Origin of the sequence: Pseudonocardia nematodicida (genome assembly GCF_040105385.1) — a bacterium.
GTDB classification, from domain to species: domain Bacteria; phylum Actinomycetota; class Actinomycetes; order Mycobacteriales; family Pseudonocardiaceae; genus Pseudonocardia; species Pseudonocardia nematodicida.
Map to the genome: position 1 here is coordinate 61,537 of NZ_JBEDNQ010000014.1, position 15,366 is coordinate 76,902.

The window sequence follows — 15,366 nt, forward strand, 5'->3', positions numbered from 1 at the left end:
CCCTCTCAGTGAACGCCCAGGCGCCCGAGGAGCTCGGCGCGCAGGGACTGGAAGTCGGGGTGGGTGAGGTCGCGCGGCCGGTCGAGCGGGACCGGGGCGTCGTAGCCGATCCGGCCGTTCTCCATGACCAGCACCCGGTCGGCGAGCACGAGCGCCTCCTCGACGTCGTGCGTCACGAGCAGCACGGCGCAGCGGTGCCGCTGCCACAGCTCGTCGACCAGCCCGCGGGCGGTGATCCGGGTGAGCGCGTCGAGCGCGGAGAACGGCTCGTCGAGCAGCAGCAGATCCGGCTCGCGGACCAGGGCCCGGGCCAGCGCGGCGCGCTGCGCCTCGCCGCCGGAGAGGACCTTCGGCCACACGTCGGTGCGGTGCGAGAGCCCGACCTCGGCCAGCGCGGCCTCGGCCCGGGCCCGGTCCGGCCGTCCGGGGAGCCCCATGATGACGTTGCGCCACACCTTCCGCCACGGCAGCAGCCGCGGTGCCTGGAACCCGACGGCCCGTCTGCGGGCGACCGTGACCTCCCCGGTGACGTCGTGGTCGAGGTCGGCCAGCACCCGCAGCAGGGTCGACTTGCCGCATCCCGAGGCGCCGAGCAGCGCCACGAACTGGCCCGGTTCGATGTCGAGGTCGAGCCCGTCGATCACCGCCCGGTCGCCGAAGCGCCTGCTCAGGCCACGGACCGAGACGGGGTTCACCGTCCGCTGAACGCCGGTCGCCATGACAGGAGCCCCCTTTCCAGGAGCCGCACGACGGCGTCGCCGAGCAGGCCGAGCAGTGCGTAGAGCGCGAGGCAGACGACGATCACGTCGGTCTGGAAGAACTCGCGCGCGGTGTTCATCTCGTAGCCGATCCCGGAGGTGGCATTGATCGTCTCGCCGAACACCAGGGCCAGCCAGGCGGTGCCGAGCGAGTAGCGCAGCCCGACCAGGAACTGCGGCATCGCCGACGGCAGGATCACGTGCCACACCTGGCCGAACCAGCCGAGCCCGAGGGTGCGGGCGGCCTCGACGAGCCCGGCGTCGACGTTGCGGATCCCGCCGAACAGGTTCATGTAGAGCGGGAAGGTCACCGCCAGCGCGATCAGCGCGATCTTCGGCTCCTCGCCGATGCCGAACCAGATGATCAGCAGCGGGATGAGGCCGATGACCGGGACCGTCCGCATCATCTGCACCGGGGCGTCGATGATGTCCTCGCCGCGCCGGAACAGGCCGGACAGGACGGCGAGCACCACGGCGACGACCAGGCCGATCGCGATGCCCACGATCACCCGCAGGCCGGAGGCGGCCACCGCGCTCTGCACGGTGCCGTCGGCCCACATGCCGGCCGCGGTGACGGCGACCGTCGACGGTGCGGCCAGCACGTCGCGGGGGAGGACGCCGGTCTCGGCCAGGACCTCCCAGAGCGCGATCAGCGCGACCGGCGAGATGGTCTTGACCAGCCAGCGGGGTACCTGTGCGGACCCGCGTCCCTGCCGGGTGCGGAGGGTCTCGACGTCGGGCGGCGCCTTGGCGCGCGCCGTCCGTTCGGTGGTCGTGGTCATGGGGCTCCCTGGGAGTGGTCGGCGGGCTCCGGGTGGAAGGGGGTGCCGGTGGGCCGCGACGGGGTGGCCGGGCGCCGCGGTGGGTCCGGCCGCGGGGCGTGCCCGACGGGATCCGCCGTGGTGATCGCTGTCCGGGTTCCGGCAGGTGCCGTTCGTGGCATCGACCGGAACCCGTTCGGTGATCACCGCGGCCAGGCGTGAGCCCGGGCCGGTGCTGAGCGTCCGGGACCGGGCGGCCCGAACCGGACCGTCGGTAACCTTTCCGGAGTGCCGGGGCGCCTCGGTCAGGACCCCGGATCGGGCCGGTGATCGCCGTCCCGGCTCCGCTCGGTGCCGTCGACGGCACCGACCGGAACCGATCCGATGATCACCGGATGTGCACGGCCCGGCTCGGCGGTCGCGCCGGGGCCGGGGGCGCCCCGGCAGGCCGGCCGCCCCGGGCGCTGAGGCTCGTCAGGCTGGAATGCTCGTCAGGGTCGACAGAGCGCCGAGGCGACGCGTGCGAGGTCGATGTGCTCCCGCGTGGTGAGCAGCGCCGAACCCGTCATGGGACGACCGTAGCCCGGGGCGCCCGGAAACCCAACCCTGGGAGTTGGGATTGCCGTCACTGTGTTTCGCCTGGTGGGACAGGGTGCCGACCGGTCCGGACAGGTCATCGTCGCGAACCGGTCGGATCACCGCCCGCGAGCCTCAGGTCCAGCGGCGCAGCAGCGCCCGCTCGCCGACCCCCAGGACGGCGTCGGTGAGCTTCCCGAGCAGCGCCAGCAGCACGATCGCCAGCAGCAGGATGTCGGTCCGGCCGGTGTTCTGGCTGTCGATGAGCAGGAACCCCAGTCCGATCGACGACGCGATGAGCTCGGCCGCCACCAGGAACAGCCAGCCCTGGGCCAGCCCGAGCCGCAGCCCGGACAGCGCGGGCGGCGCGATCGCCGGCAGCTGGACCTGCAGGAACAACCGGAGCCCGGAGCGCCCGTAGGCGCGGCCCACCTCGACGAGCTTCGGATCGACGTGCTCCAGCGCCGCGGCGATCGTCGTGTAGACGGGGAAGAACACGCCGATCGCGACCAGGGTGATCTTCGGCGTCTCGCCGATCCCGAGCCAGAGCAGCAGCAGCGGGACCCAGGCCAGCGACGGCACGGCGCGGATCGCCTGCACCGTCGGTGCCAGGAAGGCCCGCACCTGCACGGACAGGCCCACGAGCCCGCCGAGGACGAGGCCGGCACCGGCGCCCGCGGCGAACCCGAGCAGCACCCGCTGCATGCTGATCGCGATGTGCTGCCACAGCTCGCCGCGGCCTGCGAGCTCGCCGAGCGCGGCGGCTACGTCGAGCGGGGCAGGCAGCTGGGCGGGGGAGAACCGGCCGGACGCGGCCAGCAGGTGCCAGCCGACGACGAGCAGCACCGGCAGCACCAGGCCCGCCCCGGCCGCGGCGAGCACGCTCCGGAGCCGTCGCGAGGAGCGCCCGGCCGGGGTGCTCGGCGGGGCGTCGGGCCGGGTGAGCGGCGGTTCGGTGACGGTCACTCCCCGGCCGTCCCGTCCGATCGGGTCCCGGCGGCGTCCCGGGCGAACCGCGGCTCGAACAGGGTGTCCAGCGCGGTGCGGGTGTCGTCCTCGGAGCGGACGAGCCCCTCGGAGACCAGGGTCGGGACGAGCCGCTCCAGCACCTCCCGCTGGGCCGGTCCGGGCACCGGATCGATGTCGACCTGGGTCCGCTCGAGAAGCTGCAGCCGCGCGACCTCCGGGGTGATGCTCGCGGCCTCGGCGAGGGTCTCGACGGCCGCGTCGGGGTTCTCGACGATCCAGGCCCGGGCCCGCTCGTAGGCGCGGACCACGGTCGCGGCGGTCTCCGGGTCGCGCTCCAGGAACGACTCGTTCGCGTTGAGCAGCCCGTAGGAGTTGAAGTCGAGGTTCCGGTAGATCAGCTGCGACCCGGCGTCGAGCTCGCTCTGGGCCATGAACGGGTCGAGACCGGCCCAGGCGTCGACGTCACCGCGTTCCAGCGCGGTCCGCCCGTCGGAGTGCTGCAGGTTGACGATCTCGACGTCGGACGGGCTCAGGCCCGCCCCGGCCAGGGTCTGGACCAGGAAGAAGTACGGGTCGGTGCCCTGGGTGACCGCGACCCGGGTGCCCGCCAGCTGCTCCGGGCCGGTGATGTCCGACCCGGCCGGGACGACGATCGCGGACCACTCGGGGCGGCTGTAGACGTCGATCGACTTGATCGGGGAGCCGTTCGCGCGGGCGAGCAGCGCCGGTGTCCCGGCGGTCGAACCGATGTCGACGACGCCGGCGCGCAGGTTCTCGTTGGCCTTGTTGCTGCCCTGGGACAGGACCCACTCGACGGAGTCGGCGCCGAGCTCCTCCTCCAGCCAGCCCTGCTCCTTGATCACCAGACTCTCGGGGTTGTAGTAGGCGTAGTCGAGCCGGACGGAGGCCCCGGAGGACCCGCCGGATCCGGAGTCGACGGAGCCGTCGGCGTTCTCGCCGGCGGCGCAGCCGGAGAGCACGAGCAGGCCGGCTGTGAGTACGAGCAGGGAGCGGGACAAGCGCACAGGAAGCTCTCCGGTTCAGCGGGAGTGGTGGGTGGGGACGCCGAGGCGCTCGAGCAGGTCCGCGCGCAGCGCGACGAGCTCGGGGTCGCTGCGGTCGCGCGGACGGGCCGCCGGCGGGGTGAGGTCGTGCACGACCGAGGCGCCCCGGTCCGGCTCCGGCCGGCCGAGGACGACGACTCGGTCGGCGAGGTGGAGTGCCTCGTCGACGTCGTGGGTGACCAGCAGGATCGTCGCGCCCGAGGTGCGCTGCAGGTCGTCGACCAGATCCTGCATCTTCAGCCGGGTCAGGGCGTCGAGCGCGGCGAACGGCTCGTCGAGCAGCAGCACGCCCGGCGCCCGCACGAGGGCTCTGGCCAGCGCGGTGCGCTGGGCCATCCCGCCGGACACCGCCCGCGGCCGGTACCCCGCGAACTCGCTCAGCCCGACCGCGTCCAGCGCGTGGGCGACGGCGGTGTCCCGGTCGGCGCGCGACGTCCCGTCCGGGACGCCGAACGCGACGTTGTCGGCGAGGCTGCGCCACGGCAGCAGCCGGGGTTCCTGGAAGACGACGGCGGCCCGGCGCTCGACACCGGTGACCGGCTCGCCGTCGATCAGGACCGCACCGCCGGTCGGCCGGTCCAGCCCGGACACCAGCCGCAGCAGGGTGGACTTCCCGCAGCCCGACGCGCCGAGCAGCGCGACGACCTCCCCGGCGGCGACGTCGAGGTCGACGCCGTCGAGGACGAGGCGGGTGCCGGGCCCGCTACCGAAGGCACGGTCCGCCGAGTGGAGCCGCACCGAGGCGGGTGGAGCCCAGGTGGAGACGGTCTGCATGGAACTTCCTCGTTCGGATGCGGAGGGGCCGGATGCGGAGGGGTCGGATGTGGCGGGCTACACGGTCAGCGCGAGCCCGCGGGCCCGCAGCACCCGTCGTTCGAGCGGCCGGAACACCAGCAGCTCGATGCCGATCCCGACGATCAGGATGAGCAGGATCGCGGTGAACACCTGGACGATGTTGTTGAGGTCCGCGCCGTACTTCAGGTACGCACCGAGCCCGAGGCCCAGCGCCGGTCCGGCGGCGATGATCTCCGCGGCCATCAGGGACCGCCAGGCGAACGCCCAGCCCTGCTTGCACCCGGCCAGGTAGCCGGGCAGCGCGGCGGGCAGCAGGATGTGCCGGGCCATCGCGTACCCGGTCGCACCGAGTACCTGACCGGCCCGCGGCAGGATCGGCGGCACCTGGTCGATGCCCGCCACCAGCCCGTTCGCGATCGACGGCACCGACCCGAGCAGCACCACGAAGAAGATCGTGGTGTTGGTCAGCCCGAACCAGAGCACGGCGGCCGGTACCCAGGCCACCGACGGCAGCGACTGCAGGCCGGTCAGCAGCGGGCCGATCGCGGCCCGCACGACCGGCACCTTGGCGACCACCAGGCCGAGCGGGGTGGCGATGGCCAGCGCGAGCAGGAAGCCGAGCGCGGCCCGGCTCAGCGACGTCCAGAGGATCGACCAGATCTGCCCGCTCGCGACGACCTCGGCGAACTCGGCGCCGACCACACCCGGTGCGGGCAACCGGTACTCCGCCACGATCGCCGACGCCCAGACCAGCTGCCAGACCACGACGACGATCGCCAGGGCGACCAGCGGCGGCAGCCAGGTCCGCAGGAACCGTTGCCAGGCCGGCGTGGTCCGCACGACCGGGGTGTCCAGCGCGTCCAGCCCCGCGACGGCCGCCGCGGAGTCCCGGTCGGACTCGACCACGCCGACCTGCCGCCCCTCCTCCTCACGCGGCATGACTGGTGATCACCTGCCGCAGCCGTCCGGTGATGTCGTCGTGCAGCTGCGCCTGCCGCTCGGCGTCGTGGCCGTCGGCGGGCACCGTCCACTCACGGACGACGGTGCCCGGCCGCGACGACAGCAGGACCACCCGCTCGGCGAGCCGGACGGCCTCCCGCACGTCGTGCGTGACGAACACGATCGTCGTCCCGGTGGCCCGCCACACCCGCAGCAGCTCGCCCTGCAGGACGTCGCGGGTGATCGCGTCGAGCGCGGCGAACGGCTCGTCCATCAGCAGCAGGCCGGGTCCCTCGGAGGACTCGGTGCCCAGCCCGGTGGCCGCCGCCAGCGCCCGGGCCAGCGAGACCCGCTGCCGCATGCCGCCGGAGAGCTCGTGCGGGCGCTTGCCCCCCACGTCGTCGAGCCGCACCAGGGCGAGCAGCTCCCGGGCCCGCTGCTGCCGGGCGGCACGGCCGTGCCCGGCCAGCTTCAGCGGGAGCTCCACGTTGCGCTGCGCCGTCAGCCACGGCATCAGCGCGGCCTCCTGGAACATGAACGACGGCCGGCCGGCGCTCACCCGGACCGAGCCCGAGGTCTGCCCGTCGAGTCCGGCGAGCAGGTTCAGCAGCGTCGACTTGCCGCAGCCGGACGCGCCCAGCACGCAGACGAACTCACCGTCGGCGACCTGCAGGTCGATGCCGTCGAGCGCGGTGACGGCCCCGGCGCCGGTGCCGAAGGTCTTGCCGACGCCGCGCAGCTCGACGGCGGAGGTCCGCGCCGCCGCGCGCCGGGTCGTGATGTCGACCGTCATGAGGGTCCCCTTCTCCGTGGTCGGTGTCAGTTCGCCGCGGCCAGCCCGGCCGGGTCAGCGGCGGGCTCGCCGGCACTCTCGCGCACCGTGTTCAGCGCGGTCAGGTCCACCAGCCCGTTCAGGTCGGCGGCGCTGTCCGCGACCCCGGCGGTCACCGCGTCCTGCGCAAGCTGCGGGAAGGTGCCGGCCAACGGGTCGGAGTCGAAGGTCAGCTCGGTGAACGCGCGGTCGAGGATCGGCTGGGCCAGCGCGTTGCCGGTGATCTCCTCGATCGCCGCGTTGGTGACCGTCTTGGCCTCGTCGGGCTGGTCGCGGATGAGCTCGATCGCCCGCTGCTCGCCGCGCAGGATCGCCTCGACGGTCTCCGGGTGGTCGCGCAGGAACTCGGTCCGGACGATGATCACCGTCGTCGGGAACTCGCCGTTCTCCCAGAGCTCGCGCTCGTCGAGCAGGACCGACGCCCCGGCGTCGACCAGTCGCGAGCTCCACGGCTCCGGGAGCCAGCCGCCCGCGACCTGACCGCTGCGGAACAGGTCCAGGGTCTGCGGGTTCTCGATGTTCTGCACGGTCACCGCGTCCGGCCCGTCGCCGATCGGGATGTCCTGCTCACTCAGCCAGGTCTTGAGCGCGACGTCCTGGGTGTTGCCCAGCTGCGGGGTGGCGATGGTCTTGCCGCGCAGCTGCTCGGGCGAGGTGATGTCGGGGGAGACGACGAGCTGGGCGCCGGCCGAGGTGGACCCGGCCACCAGCCGGACCGCCTCGCCGTTCGACTGCGCGAACGCGTTGATCGTCGGGCCGGAGCCGATGAAGGACACGTCGATCGACCCGCCGAGGAGCGCGTTGACCTGGTCCGGGCCGGCGTTGAAGGTCTGCGGGGTGAGCGTGGTGTCGCCCAGCTCCTCGGCGAACAGGCCCTGCTCCACCCCGATCAGCGCGGGGGCGTGGGTGATGTTGGGGAAGTAGCCGAGCCGGACCTCGGCGGCGGGGGAGGTCTCGCCGGCCGCGGTGCCGCTCTCGTCGGCGCGGGTGCAGCCGGCCAGCACACCGACCGTGGCGAGCAGTGCGAGCAGGACGGCGGCGGTACGCCGCCGGGAGCTGCGACGCCCGGAATCAGGGCGCAGGACGTGCGGGGACATCGGGGACAGGGGTCCTTCCGTGGTGGGCCGCGCCCGGAAGGCGGGCGCGGTGCATCAGGGGGTGCCCGTCGCCGGGCACGGTCGGCTGTCGAGGGCTCGCCCGGGCGAGCGCGGACAGACCGGGGCACCGGGGCGCGACGCCCCGGTTTCGCACGGGTCAGCGACAGAGCTCGTTGAACAGCGGCGCGCGGCGGCTCGGCCAGAACGGCTCGAGGCCCGTCGCGAGCACCGGGACGGACCGGCGAACGGCACGGACGTCGTCGGTGCGGCTGGAGGTGTCGGTCGCGGCGCTGTGCGCACCCCGGGGACGCGGACCGGGGCGCGAAGGCCGGCCCTGGCGCGTCGTCACCCGGACAGCGTGCGGGCCGGGCACCTCTCCGGACAACCCGGTGTCCAGCGGCCAGGAATCCGGACGAGTTGTCCGGACAACATCGGCCCCGGAACGGGGCCCGTCCGGCTCCGCGGGACGGAACGCGTGGTTCGGACCGTGTCGGTTGACACGCCCGTGCCCGGTCTCCGTACTCTCGGCTGCAGTCCCATCACCGAGCGGCCGAGAGACCCGGCTCCACGACGCCGCAGCAACCCCCCGCAGTACGCGGGTGTGGGTGCTCCCGCCGGGAACGATGGAGGAACCATGCGGTCGACCGAGCGGCGCGGTGCGCACCACTCCCGCTACCGGCGGCACGTCGACCTGCTCCGCGTGTGCAGCGCGGCCTGTCGCGCCTGACGCCCGACCAGGTCCCGCACTCCTCACCACCGCCGCGTGCCTCCCCGCGTGGCAGGAAGCGGTCCCACATGTCCACATCGGACTCCTCCGGGCTGCACCTCGCCGTCGCCCTCGGCGGCGCCGGGTGGCGCGAGCGTGGCGGGCGGCGCGTGCCGGGTCGACGGCGCCGCGCCCACCCCTACCGGCACACCCTCCACAGGAGACCCACGATGAGCGCACCCGCTCCGGCCACCGACCGTCCGACCGACCCCGGCGCCCAGCTGCTCGACGGCCTCGAGGCCCTCGTGCGACGGCACCGCGCGCTCCGCACGGAGTACGCGGACGGGCTGCACGCCGAGCTGATCACCGCGGAGGTCGCGCAGCACCTCGCGGTGGCACGCAACGCGCTGCGCCGCCGTCCGCGGGCGGTCTGACACACGCCGCGGGCCCGGACCGGTACGCCGGTCCGGGCCCGCGGAGGGGCCCAGAGGTCAGACGACCTCGTTCAGCTTCCCGGTCGCGACGTCGAACACGAACCCGCGGACCGAGTCCTTCTTCGGCACGAACGGGTTCGCCCGGATCCGCGCGATCGACTGGCGGACGTCGGTGTCCAGGTCGGCGAACGCCTCGGCCGACCACTGCGGCGTGAGCCCGGTCTCGTCCTGGATCGACTGCGTGAAGCCGTCGTCGGTGAAGGTTAGCATCCCGCAGTCGGTGTGGTGGATGAGGATGATCTCCTCGGTGCCGAGCAGCCGCTGGCTGATGGCCAGCGACCGGATCTCGTCGTCGGTGACGACACCGCCCGCGTTGCGGATGACGTGCGCCTCGCCCTCGGCCAGGCCGAGGATGCGGTAGACGTCCAGGCGGGCGTCCATGCAGGCCACGACCGCGACCTTGCGGGCCGGCGGCAGCGGGAGCGGGCCGGAGAAGCTCTCGGCGTAGCGGGCGTTGTTCTCGAGCAGTTCGTCGGTGACGGACACGGGATCCTCCCGGAGTCGGTGGGCAGGTGGGGGCACGGGTGCGGCCGCGCCGCGACCCGGGCGCGGGTCGCTACGCGGCCCACCGACACCACTGGTCGAACTGCGTGCTGCGCCGGCTGGGCCAGAACGGCTCGAGCAAGGTGCGCATCACCGCATGATTCGACCGTGTGTCACCGACCGGGCGCAACCGATCGTTCGGCCGGTGGACACGGCCGGAGCCTGTCCGGACAGGCCCTCGGAAAGTCGGGAGCCCGTGTCAGCTCAGGAGCCAGGTCCGTTCAGGAGCCCGGGGCGGCGAAGAACTCGAGCGCGATGTTGTCCGGGTCCCGGAAGGAGACCCCGCTGCCGTAGTGCGCCTTCTTCACGCCCTCGTGCGCGATGCCCAGGTCGGTCAGCTTCTGCGCCCACCGCTCCAGCTCGGCGTGCGAGGCGCAGGCGAACCCGACGTGGTCGAGGCCGGTGCGCTGCTCGTCGAACGTCTCGCCGGACTCCCGGCCCTGGTGGGTGTGCAGGCCGAACAGCATCCCGCCGTCGAGGGCGAAGACGGTGTGGTGGAAGCGGCCGCCCTCCTCGTCCTCGTCGAGGACCGGTCCGGCACCGAACAGTGCCGTGTACCAGGCGGTGCTGCGCTCCAGATCGGACACGGTGATCGCGACGTGCTGCAGACCGGGGAAGGCCACGGTGAAGCTCCCTTGCTCCGGGCGGGCCCGGTGCCCGCGGGCCCCTTGTGTAGCAGCCGTCGCGGCCCGGCCGACCCCTCCGACCGGACGGGCTCCTCACCCCGTCGGGAACGGCGTGTGGTCGCCCTCCCAGCCCCAGCGGCGGACCGGCGCGGACCGGACGTCGTAGGTGTCCCGGGCGAGGTCGGTGTCGATCCGGACGATCGAGCCCCAGTCCGCCTGGGCCGGCCGGCCGGCCGCGGAGTCGATCCGGGTGGCGAGCGGCGCCTCGGTGGTGGTGCGCCGCATCGGCGCGAAGCTCCCGCCGACGGCGTCGGTGAAGGACACGTCGAGGGCGAACCCCAGCGACGACGGCCCCAGCACCAGGTACCGCGGCGTCTGCGCCAGCCCTGCGCGGACCGCGGGCAGCTCGCGCAGGCACGGTGCCGCCCAGAGGATCGACCAGTCGCCGTAGACGGGCCCGTCGGCCTCGCGCAGCAGCGGTACGACGGGTTCGCCGGCGGTGGTGGTGACGTGGTCGAGGAGGCCGCAACCGGGCCGCCCGGCCAGCTCACCGGCCATCTGCCCGCCGACCGAGTAGCCGGTGCCCTGCCGGGCCGGGGCGACGGCCAGCGACCCCACCACCACCGAGACCCCGGCCAGCAGGGCCGTCAGCACCACCCCGGCGGGCAGCGCGGCGAGCACCCGTCCCGACACCGTCCGGGTCGCCGGCGCACGTCCCGCCCGGCGGCGGGCGAGGACCACGGCGACGACGGCCACGGCGCCCAGCAGCGCGGAGCCGAGCAGCCAGTTCCGGGGCGAGTCCAGCGGCGTGAACGGCCCCTGCGCCCGCGGCACGCCCCAGGACGACCACAGGAACCACTCGTTGCGCCCGGTGTAGGCCAGCGCGGCCAGCCCGGCCGCCGCGAGGGTGCCGACGGCGGCGGCACCGCGCACCGTCGCGTCCCGGGGGCGCAGCCGGGCGGCGGTCAGCACCAGCACGCACCCGGTGGCGACGGCCAGCGCGCCGGTCCCGGCCAGCGTGCCGAAGTAGTGCGTCCACTTCGAAGGCGTCGGGGCGAGCAGGACGAACCCCAGCGCGACGCCGACCAGCGGCACCGGCGCCCACCGCAGCCCGGGCGCCCACCGGTGCGCGCCGCGGGCGACGAGGGGGAGCGCGGTGAGCAGCAGCGCGATCGTCAGCAGCACCGGCACCCGGCGGCCCAGCCCGCCCTGCTCGGTGCCGAACCCCAGCAGGTACTCCCAGCGCACGAACTCCCGGAACCACGGCTCCACCGGCCCGTACAACCGGTGCATCTCGGTGGCCCGTGCGACGGTGTAGAGGCTCTGGCCGGTGAAGACCGTGGTCAGCCCGGCCGCGGCGATCCCCAGCGCGGCGGCCACCCCGGCGAGCCCCGGCAGCACGCCCCCCGCCGGCCGGGTGAGCCGCCGCCAGATCGCCGGGACCAGCAGTACCAGCGCCCCGGCCACCGTCACCGACGACGGCGTCACGGCCAGCGCCAGACCGGACGCCAGGGCCGCCGTCCCGATCCACCACCCGAGCCTGCGTCCCGGGCGGGCGGCGGCCCGCAGCGCGCAGCACAGCGCCGCCGTCGTCGCGAGGGCCGCGAACGGCTCCGGCCGCACCCCCAGGTTCAGCGGCAGCCACCACGCCAGCAGCGCCAGCCCCAGCACCCCGCGCACCCACGCCGCGCGGTGCCGGCGCGGCAGCACCGCGGGCAGCGCCACCCGCGACACCAGCACCCACACCGCGATCCCGGCCAGCACCGACGGCACCCGCAGCAGCAGCGGACCGGCGCCGGCCTCGGTCATCGCCTGCACCATCCGGATAACCAGCGTGTACGGCGCCTCGGAGGCGTTGCTCCAGCGGTAGACGTTGCCGAGGTCGTCGCCGCCGGTGTTGCGGGCGATGGCCTCGGTGAAGCCGTCGTCGGTGCTCAGCGGGCCGATCACCGTCCACACCGCGAGGGTGCCGACGACCAGCACGTCGGCCACGGTCCGCCCGGCGCCGGACGGCGAGCGCAGCGCCGCGAGCCGGGCCCGCCGCAGCCGCGCGGCACCCGCCCGGCGCTCGGCACGGTCCCCGGCGAGCCGGGACAGCAGGACCAGCGCGACCGCGGCGGCGAGCCACTGCAGCCCGAGCAGCACCCACTTGGTCCCGGTCGCCTCGGCGACGAACCAGTCCGCGGTGCGCGCGGTGACCCGCAGCCCGTCGGCCTCGGCGGGGGAGAGCTCGGTGGTGAACGCGGCGACGCTGCGCACCACGTCGCCGGGGAACACCCGCGGCGGGTCGTCGCCGGCGGTCAGGGTGGTGCCCGCGGCGTCGGCGATGAGCAACCGGTCGCAGGCGGTGCCGGGACCGACGTCCGTGCGGTCGATCTCCCGCCCGCCGACCCGGACCCGGACGTCGCCGCCGTCGACGAGCACGGTGAACCCGGTCCCGCCCTCGCCCACCCGCTCGGAGGACACGACGGTCGTCGGACGGGCGCGGTCCTCGGCGTCCCGCAGCACCCGGCAGGGCACGAGCACCCGCACCGACTCCGGCGCGTAGGGCACGAAGGCGGCCGTCGTCGACACCGGCCGGTCGCCGGCCGGCGGCCACTCCACGGTGGTCTCCCGGGTCTCGACGGGGGCGAGCGGCACCAGCGCGGCGAGGACGGCCGCGAGCAGGCCGGCGACCAGGGTCGCCGTCGCGAGCCGGCGCATGTCGGTGTGGGTGCGCATCGTCTTCCGGGTCGTCGTCCGGGCAGTGGGGAGCGGCGGACCGGATCAGACCACCGTCACCGGCACCGCGCTCCATCCGGTCGCCCCGTCGGGGACGACCGGCTGCTCCTGTTCGGTCTGCACCGTGCCCGTCCGGTCGGTCGCGCGCACGCGCAGGGTGCGCGCGCCCGCCGCGAGGTCGACCGTCGTCCGCCACATCCGCCAGGTGTCGGCCCCGCCGTCGGCGCCGAGCTCGGCCGGGCGCCAGGGTCCGTCGTCGACGGCGACCTCGACCCGGGTGATGCCGACGTGCAGCGCCCAGGCGGTCCCGGCGACGGCGACCCGGCCGGCGGGCACCGACGCCCCGGCCGCGGGGGTGTCGATCCGGGACTGGGTCTTCACCGGCCCCCGCGGTGCCCAGCCGCGTTCGGTCCAGTACGCGGGCGCGGCGTCCCAGGTGGTCAGCTCGATGTCGGTGATCCACTTGCAGCCGGAGACGTAGCCGTACAGGCCGGGCACCACCATGCGCACCGGGAAGCCGTGCTCGACCGGTAGCGCGGCGCCGTTCATGCCGATCGCGAGCAGCGCGTCCCGCCCGTCGGTGGCCACGTCGACCGGGGTGCTGGTGGTGAAGCCGTCGACGCTGGTGGACAGCAGCTGCTCCGCGCCGGTGCGGACGCCCGCCTCGGCGAGCAGATCGGCCAGCCGGACGCCGAGGAAGCGGGCGGTCGAGATCAGGTCCCCGCCCACCGGGTTGGACACGCACACCATGGTGATCGGCCGCTCGACCAGCGGCCGGGCCTCCAGCTCGGCGAAGGTCAGGGTGAGCTCGCGTTCGACCATCCCGTGGATCCGCAGGGTCCAGGACGCCGGGTCGATCCGCGGGACCTGCAGCGCGGTGTCGATCCGGTAGAAGTCGCCGACCGGCGTCAGCCAGGACGGCGCGCCCGGGAGGTCAACGCCGGCCGGTGGCGGGGGCACCCGGTCGATCGCCACGGCCGGTAACGCGATCACCGTCTGCGCACCGGCCCGGGACGCCAGCAACCGCCCCGCGGCGCCGGCGGCCAGCGATCCGAGCGCGACGCCGCCGGCCAGGGTGAGCGCGCGGCGACGGCGCACCGGCGCGTCGCGGAGTGCGGAGCGGAGGCCCGGGGACGGCTCGGCACGGTCCGCCGGCGCTCGTCGAGCCGGTGGCGCGCCGGGTGTGGCGGCCCCACGTGTCCCGCCGCCGGGACGCACGCGACCCGGATCGGTGACGCCGAGCGCCCGGTGCAGTCCGGCGAACACGGCGACACCGGTGACCAGCGCGACGGCCGGGGCGAGCAGGTCCGCGGGCGCGGCGGTGGGCGCCGCCTGCGTGCACACCGCCGCCAGCAGGCCCATCCCGGCGATCACCGCCAGCCCCGGACCGGGCCGGCGTCGCGCCACCAGCCCGGCCAGGACCGCGAGCACGCCGAGCACCGCCCCCATCCCGGTCAGCAGCGCGGTCTTGTCGTACACACCGAACGCCGCGATCGCGGCGTCCTTGAGCCACTCCGGGGTGAGCCGGACGAACTGGTCGCCGACCGCCAGGAACGGCGACGACGGCGGCGACACCAGCCCGGCGACGAGGTCCCCGGCCGCGAGCGCCGAGCCCACGCCCAGCACGCCGGTCAGCACGGCCCGCCCGCGGGACAGCGGCTCCGGGCCCGGTACCGGTTCGGGCATCACACTCCGGTGTTCGTACGGGAACGGGCCCGGGGTTCGCACCCCGGGCCCGTCGACTCGCGTGGATGTCAGCCCTGCGGCATGAGCACCTTGTCGATCACGAACACGGTCGCGTTCGCGGTCGGGATGTTGCCGCAGAGGACGTTCGCGGTGTTGCCCTGGCCGTCGGTCACGGTGGGCGCGTCCGCGGTGCCGCCGATGGTGATGTCGCCGCCGGCGAGCTCGGTCAGCGTGCCCTTCTCGACGATGCCCGCGGCGTCGAGCCGCTCGGGCGTCACGTGGTAGGAGAGCAGGCCCTGCAGCGTGTCGGTGTCGGCCAGCAGCGCGTTGAACTGCTCCTCGCCCAGCTGCTGCTGCACGGCCTCGAAGGCCGGGTTCGCCGGGGCGAACACGGTGATGCCCTCCTGCTGGTTGAGTGTGTCGGCCAGGCCCGGGACCTCGCCGACCGCGGTGACCAGAGTGGTCAGCAGCGGGTTGGTGCTCGCGGCGGTGGCGACCGGCTCCGGGCCCATCGAGTTCAGCGAACCGGGCTCGTCGCCCTGCGGCAGCTGGTCACAGGCGGGACCGAAGACGTCGTCGTTGGTGGTGACCCCGTCGGACGCGGCCGGCGAGGCCGGGGCGCTCGACATCGGTGGGGCGGGGGCCGGCTCGGCGGGCTCCTCGGCGCCGCCACCACAGGCGGCGAGGCCGAGGGTGAGGGTGGCGAACAGGCCGACGGTGGCGAGGGTGCGGGACGCGCGCATCACGGTTTTCCTTCCGGTGAAATTGAATATCCATCGTGGACAGTCATGACGTTGTT

The 15,366-nt window shown here is 74.6% G+C and carries 16 protein-coding genes; 1 reads left to right on the plus strand and 15 read right to left on the minus strand.

Features of this window, described 5'->3' with window-relative positions:
* Positions 1–5: 5 nt before the first annotated feature.
* The 10 genes from WIS52_RS28030 to WIS52_RS28070 form a co-directional block, all read right to left on the minus strand.
* Positions 6–719, minus strand: a complete 714-nt coding sequence (locus WIS52_RS28030) for an ABC transporter ATP-binding protein (RefSeq protein ID WP_349301405.1) — start codon at positions 717–719, stop codon at positions 6–8.
* Positions 692–1,540 carry an ABC transporter permease gene (locus tag WIS52_RS28035; protein WP_349301406.1) on the minus strand — a complete coding sequence of 283 codons (849 nt, stop codon included), beginning with the start codon at positions 1,538–1,540 and terminating at the stop codon, positions 692–694. Before WIS52_RS28035 ends, WIS52_RS28030 begins: the two co-directional genes overlap by 28 nt.
* Positions 1,541–2,010: 470 nt before the next feature.
* The gene (locus WIS52_RS31805; RefSeq protein WP_432422480.1) at positions 2,011–2,196 is read right to left on the minus strand and encodes a putative leader peptide; all 186 of its coding nucleotides are present in this window, start codon (positions 2,194–2,196) and stop codon (positions 2,011–2,013) included.
* A gap of 34 nt (positions 2,197–2,230) precedes the next feature.
* A complete protein-coding gene (locus WIS52_RS28040) occupies positions 2,231–3,061 on the minus strand; it encodes an ABC transporter permease (RefSeq protein WP_349301407.1) in 831 nt (276 codons plus the stop codon).
* A complete protein-coding gene (locus tag WIS52_RS28045; protein ID WP_349301408.1) occupies positions 3,058–4,083 on the minus strand; it encodes an aliphatic sulfonate ABC transporter substrate-binding protein in 1,026 nt (341 codons plus the stop codon). Before WIS52_RS28045 ends, WIS52_RS28040 begins: the two co-directional genes overlap by 4 nt.
* A 21-nt stretch (positions 4,084–4,104) precedes the next feature.
* On the minus strand, positions 4,105–4,902 hold the full coding sequence (locus WIS52_RS28050; protein WP_349301409.1) for an ABC transporter ATP-binding protein: 798 nt from the start codon (positions 4,900–4,902) through the stop codon (positions 4,105–4,107).
* A gap of 57 nt (positions 4,903–4,959) precedes the next feature.
* Complete coding sequence (locus WIS52_RS28055; RefSeq protein WP_349301410.1) at positions 4,960–5,862, minus strand: ABC transporter permease; 903 nt, start codon at positions 5,860–5,862, stop codon at positions 4,960–4,962.
* The gene (locus WIS52_RS28060; protein ID WP_349301411.1) at positions 5,852–6,655 is read right to left on the minus strand and encodes an ABC transporter ATP-binding protein; all 804 of its coding nucleotides are present in this window, start codon (positions 6,653–6,655) and stop codon (positions 5,852–5,854) included. The genes WIS52_RS28055 and WIS52_RS28060 overlap by 11 nt, the downstream gene beginning before the upstream one ends.
* Positions 6,656–6,681: 26 nt before the next feature.
* Complete coding sequence (locus tag WIS52_RS28065) at positions 6,682–7,791, minus strand: ABC transporter substrate-binding protein (protein WP_349301412.1); 1,110 nt, start codon at positions 7,789–7,791, stop codon at positions 6,682–6,684.
* 157 nt (positions 7,792–7,948) lie between these two features.
* Entirely contained in the window at positions 7,949–8,140 is a 192-nt protein-coding gene (locus WIS52_RS28070) for a hypothetical protein (RefSeq protein WP_349301413.1), read from the minus strand.
* Between the two features lie 587 nt (positions 8,141–8,727).
* Between WIS52_RS28070 and WIS52_RS28075 the strand changes: the two genes are divergently transcribed.
* Complete coding sequence (locus tag WIS52_RS28075; protein WP_349301414.1) at positions 8,728–8,931, plus strand: hypothetical protein; 204 nt, start codon at positions 8,728–8,730, stop codon at positions 8,929–8,931.
* A 57-nt stretch (positions 8,932–8,988) separates the two neighbouring features.
* Here the strand turns inward: WIS52_RS28075 and WIS52_RS28080 are convergent, their stop codons facing one another.
* The 5 genes from WIS52_RS28080 to WIS52_RS28100 all read right to left on the minus strand — a co-directional run bounded on the left by WIS52_RS28080 (position 8,989) and on the right by WIS52_RS28100 (position 15,310).
* On the minus strand, positions 8,989–9,477 hold the full coding sequence (locus WIS52_RS28080; protein WP_349301415.1) for a beta-class carbonic anhydrase: 489 nt from the start codon (positions 9,475–9,477) through the stop codon (positions 8,989–8,991).
* A 278-nt stretch (positions 9,478–9,755) separates the two neighbouring features.
* On the minus strand, positions 9,756–10,157 hold the full coding sequence (locus tag WIS52_RS28085) for a VOC family protein (RefSeq protein WP_349301416.1): 402 nt from the start codon (positions 10,155–10,157) through the stop codon (positions 9,756–9,758).
* A gap of 96 nt (positions 10,158–10,253) precedes the next feature.
* Positions 10,254–12,881, minus strand: a complete 2,628-nt coding sequence (locus WIS52_RS28090) for an arabinosyltransferase domain-containing protein (protein WP_349301417.1) — start codon at positions 12,879–12,881, stop codon at positions 10,254–10,256.
* A gap of 45 nt (positions 12,882–12,926) precedes the next feature.
* On the minus strand, positions 12,927–14,567 hold the full coding sequence (locus WIS52_RS28095) for a molybdopterin-dependent oxidoreductase (protein ID WP_349301418.1): 1,641 nt from the start codon (positions 14,565–14,567) through the stop codon (positions 12,927–12,929).
* 68 nt (positions 14,568–14,635) lie between these two features.
* Positions 14,636–15,310 carry a fasciclin domain-containing protein gene (locus WIS52_RS28100; RefSeq protein ID WP_349301419.1) on the minus strand — a complete coding sequence of 225 codons (675 nt, stop codon included), beginning with the start codon at positions 15,308–15,310 and terminating at the stop codon, positions 14,636–14,638.
* Positions 15,311–15,366: the final 56 nt, after the last annotated feature.